Origin of the sequence: Paucisalibacillus algeriensis (genome assembly GCF_000577245.1) — a bacterium.
Classification (GTDB): domain Bacteria; phylum Bacillota; class Bacilli; order Bacillales; family Amphibacillaceae; genus Ornithinibacillus.
The window spans coordinates 117,002-128,169 of sequence record NZ_CBYO010000001.1 but is presented as its reverse complement, the minus strand read 5'-3'; the positions used below and the strand labels follow the sequence as shown (position 1 = coordinate 128,169).

The 11,168-nt window shown below is 36.8% G+C and carries 11 protein-coding genes and 1 riboswitch; of the genes, 2 read left to right on the top strand and 9 right to left on the bottom strand.

The features are described from left to right. Window positions 1–7 precede the first annotated feature (7 nt). The 4 genes from purB to TY11_RS00505 all read right to left on the bottom strand — a co-directional run bounded on the left by purB (window position 8) and on the right by TY11_RS00505 (window position 3,872). Window positions 8–1,303, bottom strand: a complete 1,296-nt coding sequence (gene purB / locus TY11_RS00520; protein WP_042141961.1) for an adenylosuccinate lyase — start codon at window positions 1,301–1,303, stop codon at window positions 8–10. Continuing rightward, complete coding sequence (gene purK / locus TY11_RS00515; protein WP_042141960.1) at window positions 1,300–2,421, bottom strand: 5-(carboxyamino)imidazole ribonucleotide synthase; 1,122 nt, start codon at window positions 2,419–2,421, stop codon at window positions 1,300–1,302. The genes purB and purK overlap by 4 nt, the downstream gene beginning before the upstream one ends. Further along, window positions 2,408–2,899, bottom strand: a complete 492-nt coding sequence (gene purE / locus TY11_RS00510) for a 5-(carboxyamino)imidazole ribonucleotide mutase (protein ID WP_042142144.1) — start codon at window positions 2,897–2,899, stop codon at window positions 2,408–2,410. Before purE ends, purK begins: the two co-directional genes overlap by 14 nt. A gap of 135 nt (window positions 2,900–3,034) precedes the next feature. After that, a riboswitch (purine riboswitch) is annotated at window positions 3,035–3,134 on the bottom strand. 123 nt (window positions 3,135–3,257) lie between these two features. Then, window positions 3,258–3,872 (bottom strand): DUF2179 domain-containing protein, encoded by a 615-nt coding sequence (locus tag TY11_RS00505; RefSeq protein ID WP_042141959.1) that lies wholly within the window; start codon window positions 3,870–3,872, stop codon window positions 3,258–3,260. Window positions 3,873–3,959: 87 nt separating this feature from the next. Between TY11_RS00505 and TY11_RS00500 the strand changes: the two genes are divergently transcribed. Then, on the top strand, window positions 3,960–4,394 hold the full coding sequence (locus TY11_RS00500) for an Hsp20/alpha crystallin family protein (protein ID WP_042141958.1): 435 nt from the start codon (window positions 3,960–3,962) through the stop codon (window positions 4,392–4,394). 274 nt (window positions 4,395–4,668) lie between these two features. Here TY11_RS00500 and norA read toward each other — a convergent pair whose 3' ends face one another. Next, entirely contained in the window at window positions 4,669–5,853 is a 1,185-nt protein-coding gene (gene norA / locus TY11_RS00495; RefSeq protein WP_042141957.1) for a multidrug efflux MFS transporter NorA, read from the bottom strand. Between the two features lie 169 nt (window positions 5,854–6,022). Between norA and TY11_RS00490 the strand changes: the two genes are divergently transcribed. After that, on the top strand, window positions 6,023–6,856 hold the full coding sequence (locus TY11_RS00490) for a MerR family transcriptional regulator (protein WP_042141956.1): 834 nt from the start codon (window positions 6,023–6,025) through the stop codon (window positions 6,854–6,856). Between the two features lie 97 nt (window positions 6,857–6,953). Here TY11_RS00490 and TY11_RS00485 read toward each other — a convergent pair whose 3' ends face one another. The 4 genes from TY11_RS00485 to adh form a co-directional block, all read right to left on the bottom strand. Further along, on the bottom strand, window positions 6,954–8,468 hold the full coding sequence (locus TY11_RS00485; protein WP_042141955.1) for a class I adenylate-forming enzyme family protein: 1,515 nt from the start codon (window positions 8,466–8,468) through the stop codon (window positions 6,954–6,956). A gap of 121 nt (window positions 8,469–8,589) precedes the next feature. After that, window positions 8,590–9,096 carry a hypothetical protein gene (locus TY11_RS00480; RefSeq protein ID WP_155982638.1) on the bottom strand — a complete coding sequence of 169 codons (507 nt, stop codon included), beginning with the start codon at window positions 9,094–9,096 and terminating at the stop codon, window positions 8,590–8,592. Between the two features lie 111 nt (window positions 9,097–9,207). After that, window positions 9,208–9,561 carry a DUF779 domain-containing protein gene (locus tag TY11_RS00475; RefSeq protein ID WP_042141953.1) on the bottom strand — a complete coding sequence of 118 codons (354 nt, stop codon included), beginning with the start codon at window positions 9,559–9,561 and terminating at the stop codon, window positions 9,208–9,210. Between the two features lie 55 nt (window positions 9,562–9,616). Continuing rightward, window positions 9,617–11,137, bottom strand: coding sequence for an aldehyde dehydrogenase (adh, locus tag TY11_RS00470; protein WP_042141952.1), 1,521 nt, complete (start codon window positions 11,135–11,137; stop codon window positions 9,617–9,619). Window positions 11,138–11,168 lie beyond the last annotated feature (31 nt).

Genomic DNA, 11,168 nt, shown 5'->3' with positions numbered 1-11,168 from the left:
AATCACCTCAGTTTAAGCCGATGCGATCAAATATCACATCAACATTTTTTAAATGGTACGTATAATCAAAGCAATCTTTAATTTCTTCCTCTGATAATAATGTAGTGATGCGCTCTTCATTTTTTACTAGTTCACTAAAGTGTATTTCTGTCTCCCATGCTTCCATAGCCTTAGGTTGTACGATATCATAGGCTTCTTCACGGCTCATACCTTTATCAATTAACGCAAGAAGTACACGTTGTGAGAATATAACGCCATGTGTTTTATCAATATTTCGCTTCATGTTTTCCGGGAAAACCGTTAAATTCTTAATGATATTTCCAAAACGATTCAACATGTAGTCAAGAGCAATGGTTGCATCCGGTAATATAACTCGTTCTGCAGAGGAATGTGAAATATCACGTTCATGCCAGAGCGATACATTTTCATAGGCTGTTACCATGTAACCACGAATTACTCTTGCCATTCCTGTCATATTTTCAGAACCAATCGGATTACGTTTATGTGGCATAGCTGATGAACCTTTTTGGCCTTTCGCAAAATACTCTTCTACTTCACGAGTTTCGGTTTTTTGTAAACCGCGAATTTCTGTAGCAAATTTTTCAATTGTTGTTGCGATTAATGCAAGTGTTGACATATAAGCTGCATGACGATCACGTTGTAAGGTTTGTGTGGACACAGGTGCAGGTGTCAGTCCAAGTCTTTCACAAACAAATTGCTCTACAAATGGGTCAATATTGGCATACGTCCCAACTGCACCAGAAAGCTTTCCAAATTCAATATTCTTAGCAGCTAATTCAAATCGCTCCAAGTTTCGCTTCATTTCCTCATACCACAATGCCAGTTTCAACCCGAAAGTTGTTGGCTCTGCATGAACACCGTGTGTTCTTCCCATCATCACGGTATGTTTATGTTCAATTGCTTTATTTTTCAAGATTTCGATGAAGTTATTAAGATCTTTTCGAATGATTTCATTTGCTTGTTTTATCAGATAAGAAAGAGCAGTATCAACAACATCTGTTGAGGTTAATCCGTAGTGAACCCATTTACGTTCTTCACCAAGTGTTTCAGAAACTGCACGCGTAAAAGCTACTACATCATGTCTTGTTTCTTTTTCAATTTCATAAATTCGATTTATATCAAATGAAGCATTGTTGCGAAGTTGTTTTACTTCTTCTTTCGGAATGACACCAAGCTCACACCACGCTTCACAAGCAAGAATTTCAACCTCTAACCATGCTTTGAATTTATTTTCTTCCGTCCAAATTTTTCCCATTTCTTCTCTTGTATAACGTCCAATCATTGCATTGCCTCCTCAAACTTTTCTAACTGGTGTTCTGCATCTTCTCCAATAAAAGTAATATGCCCCATTTTCCGTTTTTCTTTTACTTCGCCTTTTCCATATAAGTGGATAAAACCTTGATTTGAATTAGGAATAGCCTTTAGTGTAGATTCAACATCTTCACCTAAAATATTAATCATAATAGCTGGTTTCAATAGTTCTACTGGAACTAATGGTAGACCACATATCGCTCTTATGTGTTGAGCAAATTGTGAAATATTACATGCCTCAATCGTGTAATGACCTGAATTATGAGGACGAGGTGCCATTTCGTTTAAGTAGATTTCTTCACCAGTGACAAACATTTCAATGGCAAATGTACCAACGATATTCATTTTCTCTGCCAGTAGTCCTGCTGCATGACGTGCCTTTTCTTGAACATCCACTGACACACTTGCAGGAACTGTTGTCCGAAACAGAATATGGTCCTTATGAACATTTTCCGCAACTGGGAAAAATTCAATTTCACTAGTTACAGTCCTAGTGAAAATCACCGATATTTCCTTATCGAACGTTAACCAAGACTCCATTATGCAGTGCTTGTTCTTATCCACAAATTTTATTGCCTCTGGAATATCAGCCTCTGATTCTAGTTTAAGTTGCCCTTTTCCGTCATAACCACCACGACATGTCTTAATCACAACAGGAAATGTTACTTTTTTCAATGCATCTTCACATTCCTTGCCACTATGAACGATGGTAAAATCCGGCACTGGTAAGTTTAGCTCTTTCATTAACTGTTTCTCTTTTTCGCGATTCTGCGTAATCTCTAATGCATAGGTACCTTGTGGAAGCTTCCCAAGATTCTCAATATAACTAGCCGCTTCTAAATCAACATTCTCAAATTCATAAGTGATGATATCTGAAACTGTGGATAATTCTTTAATAGCATTCAGGTCATCGTATGCCGCAACAATTTGCCCATCTGCTACCTGTGCAGTTGGACAATTTGGTGTCGGATCTAATACTAAAACATGATAACCCATAGACTTTGCAGCCATTGCCATCATGCGACCAAGCTGCCCACCACCAATAATACCTATTGTTTGTGGTGGTAGAACTACATTATTTTTTTGCAAGATCTTCCCTCATTTCTCCAACTTTTGCCTTCATTTCTAATCGATAAGTATCTAGTTTTTGTGCAATTTTTTCATCATATACGCCAAGAATTTGCGCTGCAAGAATTCCTGCATTTGTTGCACCTGCCTTCCCAATTGCAACCGTTGCGGTTGGCACTCCACCAGGCATTTGTACTATGGAAAGAAGTGAATCTAGTCCGTTTAATGCTCTACTTTGAACAGGTACACCAATAACTGGAAGTGTTGTTTGTGAGGCCACCATGCCAGGCAAATGTGCTGCCCCACCTGCTCCAGCAACAATCACTTTTAACCCACGTTCCCGGGCAGTTTTTGCATATGAAAACAATTCATCTGGTGTTCGGTGTGCTGAAATAACATCTTTTTCATAGGGAATGTTTAATTCCTCTAGCGTCCTGCATGTGTGCTGCATAGTATCCCAGTCAGAGATACTCCCCATAATTACACCAACTAAAGCCATTACTTTATCTCCTTCCATTTCCAGTGGAAATTCTTCTAAAATTACCACAAAAGAGGTCTATCCACCCTCTCAAATACTTTTGAGAGAAGATGAATAGACCTTATTATTGGTCGCCAAAAAAATCATGAGTTAAATCAATGATTCATCTTCCCTCATAGTCCAGCATTTACGGTGCCGGGTAGAGACTTCAAGGCCATATCCCAAGAAATATATGAGGGTCCGTATTCATTTGTTGATTAATTTTAGCATATCAAAGAATAATTAAGCGGTCAATAAAAATCGAACATTTTATAGATAACCTTTATCAATGTTCGGTTTTATGCATGATATTACATGAAAACGAACAAGTTCTCTTGGTCTAATCCGATTTTGATCCAGTAACTGTATCATCTTCTGCTTTTGCATTAGTAGTGCCATCTATTTTTTTCTTCGGATGAAATAATCGCCCTTTTCGAACTTGTTTTACCCAGAATCCTCCATGAATTTGTTTTGGTTCATATGAAATAATAAAAGCCTTAGGGTCAATTGTTTTTATATCTTCATACAGTTTCAATTCATATTTTCTTGGAGTTAATATTTGCATAGCAAGCCTGTCCCCATCCATTCCATAGGCAGACCAACTTGTAACCCCAAATCCCTTGTCGCGTAATTGGCGAGTAAAGCTCAAATCCGGATTCCCAGATATCACATTAACCGTTATGTAGCCAAGTGCTAGCTTTTCCTCGATCATGGAACCCACGACAACCCCAATTCCATAACCAAGTGCATATGCAATCACGTTTTGTATTTCATTTAAGTTGTCCAATACTAGTCCTAAACCAAAGATATACACGACTATCTCAAACATACTTACAAAGGCTGCTACATATCTACGGCCTTTTAGCGTTAATATCATTCGAATTGTAAACATCGATACATAGACAATATTGATAATCAAAATAATAGCAACCATTACGAGAGCATTTTCAAGCAAAATACAACCTCCTTATTGGGCATTCACCCATTTTTTAGAATTTGCATATAGTGTGATTATAATACTTTATAAATTGAGGTGTTGAACATGGATCCATTTCAACAAATGACAGATTGGAAACGGAATATGGACCACTTCTTTGGTGAGCAGTTTTGGGATCAATTTGAAGGCATCCTTAAACCAACCATTCCCCAAATCAATCTCTATCAAACGGACAATGAAATTCTTTGTATCGCAAATATACCAGGTTTAAATGATTTAGAAAAGATTGATATTTATGTAGATTATGCAACATTGGAGTTGCGCGGTGCAATTGATATTGGTCATAGTGGTGGTACTGTAGTAAAAGAGGAAATTTTGCAGGGAGTTTTTGAGCGTACCATATCTCTACCATTCCCAGTTCGTTCAGATAGAATTAAAGCTACTTATAATCATGGATTATTATATATTCAATTGCATCGTTTTATTTCAAGTTCTGGTCGGAAGAGTCGGGTTTCTGTTGAGCTTTTAGAGGATGAATAATAATTTGCCACCTTTTTACTAATATAATCGATTATATTAGATAAGAAGGTGGCGTTATTTAAAATACTTTCTAGACTGCCGTTTTCTAGCAAAATTTGGTTGAACTTTGATAAAATATTTTATCCCATTTGGTTAAAAACTATTTTAGCCAGCAGATGAAAAATATTGCAATCACAAAACAACGCGAGCTTCTTTATTAGGAACTCGCGCTGTAATTGTATGCTTCATATTACAGTATTCCTTTATTACTCTACTAGCTTTAAATTAATACTAGCTATACTTGATTAGTTTCCCTAGCTTTACCATATGCTGGTTGTTTCCAGTACAAAGATAGCACTATTCCTAAAGCTAGTACAATGGCCGCAAAATAATACGGGTAATCAATATCGATATCAAATAATATGCCGCCAACAATCGGGCCAAATATATTACCTAAACTAGTAAACATAGAGTTCATCCCTCCAACAAAACCTTGTTCATTTCCAGCAATATTGGAAAGATAAGATGTTACAGCTGGTCGAAACAAATCAAAACCAACAAAGACAACAAATGTTACAAGTAATATAGTTAGATAGGATTGAACGACAGTCATCATAAAGACAAGAACTGCTGATACCAGAATACTGTATTGTATTAGTTTAATTTCCCCTAACATTCTGGTTAACCGATCAAACAATACCACTTGTGCAACGGCACCAACAATAGCACCACCAGTTATAACTACTGCAATATCACCTGGTGAGAATTGAAACTTATGGTCCACAAATAAACCAAAGAACGAATCAAATGCCGCTAAACCGAATGAAGTAATAAAAATTAGAATAAGGGGAATGAAATACATAGGTGCAAAAATACGTTTTATTCCGACTGGACGCTTAGGATCTTGTTCAACTTTCTCTTCCACTCGCTTTGGTTCAGTTAATAAAATTATAGATAGGATAGCGGCAACCCCGCCAAGTCCTCCTGCAAAGAAAAATGGCACCCGAGTCCCAAATTCTGCTAAAAACCCACCAATTCCTGGGCCAATAATAAATCCTGTACTAATAGCAGCTGACATAAAACCTAATGCTTTAGGACGAGTTTCCTTTGTCGTAATATCTACAATAAATGCTGTGACAGCTGGCATAATGAAAGCTGCACTAATCCCACCTAAGATACGGGAAATAAATAATACTTCAATATCATTACCGATTCCAAATAGGATTTCCGAAAAACCAAAAATAAACAAACCAACCACTATCATAATCTTTCTTCCAAATTTATCTACGGCTTTTCCTGCAAATGGCGATGATACTAATTGAGCAATTGCAAATGCCGCAGTTAAATTACCTACTGTTTTACCAGTAATGCCTAATTCATTCATCAATGTTGGCATAACTGGAATGATTAAACCAATACCTAAAAAGGCAATAAATAGATTCATTAGTAATAACCATAAAGTAACATTATATATTTTCATTTTCTATTCTCCTTTAATGCTAAAAACTATATTAAACATGTAGCTAATGATGTTCAAAATGTAGTATTAATGATAAGCTACCTGAAATTACCAAGGCTTAAATAATATATTTACAATTTACTATCCTAATGTATATAGTAACTATATAGTCAAGGGCGGTGATGAAAATTTGAACGAAAAAAAAGAGAAATATTTGAGTACTGGAGAATTTGCAAAGCTCTGCAAAGTCAATAAACAGACACTAATTTATTATGATCAAATCGGTCTTCTGTCACCAGTGGTTAAAAATGAGAAAGGATACCGATATTATTCCATCCACCAATTAGAACTATTTAATGTGATTGATGTTCTAAAAGATCTCGATATGTCCCTAAAAGATATCAAACAATACACACAGAATAAATCACCTGAAGGCTTTTTAGATTTGATGTATAAAAAGAAAGAAGAGATTGTAAAAAAACGTCAAGAGATAGAAATGAAAGAAAGAATTATTGAAGCAAAAATAGAAATTATGGAAGAGGCTTTAAGTACTGATTTTAATCAGATTAAATTAGAACAATTACCAGAGGCAACTCTTTATTTAAGCCGAAACATAGAAAACATTTCAAATGAAGAATTTGTAGAGGTCGTTTCAGATTTTATTGACCAATTGTATATATCTAACCTTGATTCGGGATATCCTATAGGTGTCATAACGAAGAGAGAGCAAATATTGAAGGGTGAATTTACTAATTATAGCTATTTATATATTGAGCAACCAACCCCCAAGGAAGGGTATCCATATTTTCAAGCCGTTAAAGGTGAATTTCTTATTGGGTATCATGTCGGGGATGATAAAACGATACATCAAACCTATGAACGACTCTTTTTGGAAATGAATCGTTTAAATTTAGTTTTAGGAGATTATGTTTTTGAGGAATATATTTACGATACAATTGTAAAGAACTATGAAGAGGAATTTGTTACTAAAATCATGATGGCTGTTTACCATCAGGATAAGTAATTATAGGTCCACAGTGTTAGGATTTAATACATCATAAAACTCGCACTAGTAATTAACTGTGCGAGTTTTGAACCCATTCTAATAGTGGTTAATGCATTTATTCTTTTCTATATAAATTAGTGCATTCCTTTATTGAATATTCGCTTCTTAAAGATGCTTTATCAATTTTTCCAACATGGGTTTTCGGTAGTTCTTGCAAGAAATAAAATGTCTTTGGAACTTTATATCGGGTAAGCTTTTGATTGCAGTAATCCTTCAATTCTTCTTCGGTCAGTTCACCCCTTAATGAAACAAAGCCTGTAACAATTTCGCCCCATTTCTCATCCGGCAAACCGACAACTGCCGCTTCATCGATTAAATCATGCGCTTCCAGCCAATGCTCTATTTCCAGTGGATAAACATTTTCTCCACCAGTTATAATCATATCTTTCTTACGTCCGACAATATAGACATAGCCATCTTCATCTTGTTTAACTAGGTCCCCTGTATAAACCCAACCATCTTTTATGACTTCTGCGGTTTCCTTTGGTTTATTCCAGTAATATTCAAATGCGTGATAGCCACGTACGACAAGTTCTCCTACCTCATTTGCATCAGCGCACATCCCATCATCCTTCACGATTTTAATATCATTAAAGACCATTGGCTTACCGACTGAACCGATTTTTCGAACTGTATCTACCGGATCAATGTAAAAATTATTCGGGCCAGCTTCTGTTAGTCCATATCCTTCTTTAAATGCAAGCCCTTTTTCGCGAAAGGCATCATAAATTTTATGTGGGCATGGTGCCCCTCCAGAAACAAACACGCGTATATCTGGGAATGTAGCCTCCCCGAACTCTTTAGTTTGGATGATCATGTGATACATCGTTGGAACAAATAATACAACAGTACATTTATATTTTATTAAATCCTTAATAGCTTTATCCGGCTTAAAATCAGGAGAAAGAACTACTTTTCCACCTGCCAGTAAAAGTGGTAAAGTGTAAACATTCAATCCACCAGTATGGAACATCGGGGTAGAAATTAAGGTTACATCATCCGCACCTATATCCCAACTAACAATTGTATTTAAGGCATTCCAAAGAATGGACCTGTGGGAAAGAACTACTCCCTTTGGACGTCCAGTTGTTCCACCGGTATAAATCATGACAAGTGGATCTGCTTCATCTAACTCTACCTTTATATGGTGACGTTCATAATCTAGCTTCTTCCCATAATCATTATTATCAATATTGATGATAACAGCATCTATTACCATTTGATTTACTCTATGCAAGAAAGAAGGAGCCACTCCAATTATCTTCGGCTCGCAGTCTTGTAACACATATGTTAATTCATCCTCACCTAATCGCCAATTTAGCGGAATGAATATCGCACCAATCCGCATACAAGCAAAAAGGAAATCCAAATAACCAATATGATTCGGTGCCAAAATCGCAACACGATCACCCTTTTCAACACCTTTTGTCAAAAAGAAATTCGCTATTATATTTGCTCTTTCATGAAGTTCTTTATAAGTCCAAGAATCATCCGTTACAGCATCAACAACCGCTAATCTTTCTGGAGATATATTGACCCTACTCTGTAACCAGTCCATATTTGCATGCATCGCTATCCCTCCACTTTCTAGGAATAGTTTAGTGGAGGGGAGTTACATGAGGGTTACAGAGGGGATTTATTGTAAGGGGAAATAGTGAAAATGCTGAAGTTTGGCCTTTTCAATCGAAACTTTAGACAAACCTTTTATGAGGTCCGTGCTCATGCACTTTTTTAACCAAAACTCCATCATAATGTTTATGAGAGCTGTGCTCATGTACCTTTTCATCCAAAACTCCATCATAATGTTTATGAGAGCTGTGCTCATGTACCTTTTCAACCATAACTCCATCATAATGTTCATGAGAGTTGTGCTCATGCACTTTTTCAACCAAAAATCCATCATAATGTTTATGAGAGCTGTGCTCATGTACCTTTTCATCCAAAACTCCATCATAATGTTTATGAGAGCTGTGCTCATGTACTTTTTCATCCATAACTCCATCATAATGTTCATGAGAGCTGTGCTCATGTACCTTTTCAACCATAACTCCATCATAATGTTCATGAGAGCTGTGCTCATGTACCTTTTCATCCAAAACTCCATCATAATGTTTATGAGAGCTGTGCTCATGTACTTTTTCAACCAAAACTCCATCATAATGTTTATGAGAGCTGTGCTCATGTACCTTTTCAACCAAAACTCCATCATAATGTTTATGAGAGCTGTGCCAACATACTTTTTCAGCCAAATCCCTGCCAAACAATAAAAAATGCCAAACCTAGAACCGATTTGGCATTTTCCCTTTATATTAGCCTAATATTGCACGTTCCTCATCCGTAAACACCCTCGACCTAGTCAAAAATCGCTTTCCTTCAGGTCCTTCAACAGAAAACATGCCACCTCTACCATCAACAACGTCTATAATAAGCTGAGTATGCTTCCAATACTCAAATTGATCCTTGGACATATAAAATGGTGTATCCCCAATTTCTCCTAAAAGTACATCAGATTCACCAACCCGAAATTCACCACGAGGATAACACATTGGTGAGCTACCATCACAACAGCCTCCAGATTGATGAAACATTAATTCACCATGGATCTTTTTTAACTTTTTCAGCAGCTGATGTGTTTCATCAGTCCCTGTTACACGCTTTACCATTTTTAACACCTCTTTTTCTACTAATATATGTAAAAAAGGCGCTATCCTCTTTCCTTTAAAACAATCCAGCTGGTCCTTCACTATAGCTCACTAATAAATTCTTCGTTTGTTGGTAATGATCAAGCATCATTTGGTGATTTTCCCTTCCAATACCTGATTTCTTGTACCCACCAAAGGCAGCATGGGCTGGATACTGGTGATAGCAATTGGTCCATACTCTTCCTGCCTCAATGTCTCGACCAAAACGATATGCGGTATTCATATCACGAGTCCACACTCCTGCTCCTAAACCATATAATGTGTCATTAGCAATATGAATTGCTTCTTCCTTATCCTTAAATGTGGTAACTGAAAGTACTGGGCCAAAGATCTCCTCCTGGAAAATTCTCATCTTATTATTTCCTTTGAAAATCGTTGGTTTAACATAATAACCTTCCGAAAGTTCTCCTTCTAACTTATTAACTGTACCACCAGCGAGTACCTCTGCACCTTCTTGCATGCCGATATCTAAATAAGAAATAATCTTTTCCATTTGTTCTGTTGAGGCTTGTGCTCCCATCATTGTTTCTGTATCTAGAGGGTGACCTATTTTAATTTGATTAACTCGTTCAATAGCACGTTCCATAAAACGATCATAAATTGATTCATGAATTAATGCTCTTGATGGACAAGTACAGACTTCCCCTTGATTCAAGGCAAACATAACAAGACCTTCAACTGCTTTATCTAAAAAGCCATCATCTTTATCCATCACATCTTCAAAGAAAATATTTGGTGATTTTCCACCTAATTCTAATGTTACTGGAATGAGATTTTCTGATGCATATTGCATAATTAATCGACCTGTCGTTGTTTCCCCAGTAAACGCAATTTTAGAAATACGACTGTTCGAAGCAAGTGGTTTCCCAGCCTCTAGTCCAAAACCATTGACTATATTTAGTACACCTGGTGGTAGGAGGTCATGAATCAATTCCATTAACACATGGATGGATGCTGGTGTTTGTTCTGCCGGCTTTAATACGACACAATTCCCTGCGGCTAGTGCAGGTGCTAATTTCCAGGTTGCCATTAGTATTGGGAAATTCCATGGAATAATTTGGCCCACTACTCCTAATGGCTCATGAAAATGATAGGCAACTGTATCATTATCGATTTGACTTATCCCACCTTCTTGTGCACGAATTGCCCCAGCAAAATAACGGAAATGATCAATTGCAAGCGGTAGATCAGCTGCTAGAGTTTCCCTTACTGCTTTACCGTTATCCCATGTTTCAGCAATTGCGAGCATTTCCAAATTTTCTTCCATCCGATTAGCAATTTTATTTAAGATATTGGCACGTTCTGCAACCGATGTAGTTCCCCAAACTGCCTTTGCTTCATGCGCTGCATCAATTGCTGCTTCCACATCCTCTTTTGTAGAACGTGCTATTTCACAGAAAACCTGCCCTGTTACTGGACTAACATTTTTAAAATATTGCCCACTTGCTGGGGGACGATATTCACCCCCAATAAAATTATCATATCGTTCTTTAAAGTTTATTAATGCTCCTTCTGTATTTGGATTTGCATATTTCATTTTCTCAATTCCCCCTCATATTTTTTATCCA

Coding starts and splice junctions, on each gene's coding strand:
- purB (WP_042141961.1), bottom strand. CDS start 1,303: ATGATTGGACGTTATACAAGAGAAGAAATGGGAAAAATTTGGACGGAA.
- purE (WP_042142144.1), bottom strand. CDS start 2,899: ATGGCTTTAGTTGGTGTAATTATGGGGAGTATCTCTGACTGGGATACT.
- TY11_RS00500 (WP_042141958.1), top strand. CDS start 3,960: ATGGATCCATTTCAACAAATGACAGATTGGAAACGGAATATGGACCAC.
- norA (WP_042141957.1), bottom strand. CDS start 5,853: ATGAAAATATATAATGTTACTTTATGGTTATTACTAATGAATCTATTT.
- TY11_RS00485 (WP_042141955.1), bottom strand. CDS start 8,468: ATGCATGCAAATATGGACTGGTTACAGAGTAGGGTCAATATATCTCCA.
- TY11_RS00475 (WP_042141953.1), bottom strand. CDS start 9,561: ATGGTAAAGCGTGTAACAGGGACTGATGAAACACATCAGCTGCTGAAA.
- adh (WP_042141952.1), bottom strand. CDS start 11,137: ATGAAATATGCAAATCCAAATACAGAAGGAGCATTAATAAACTTTAAA.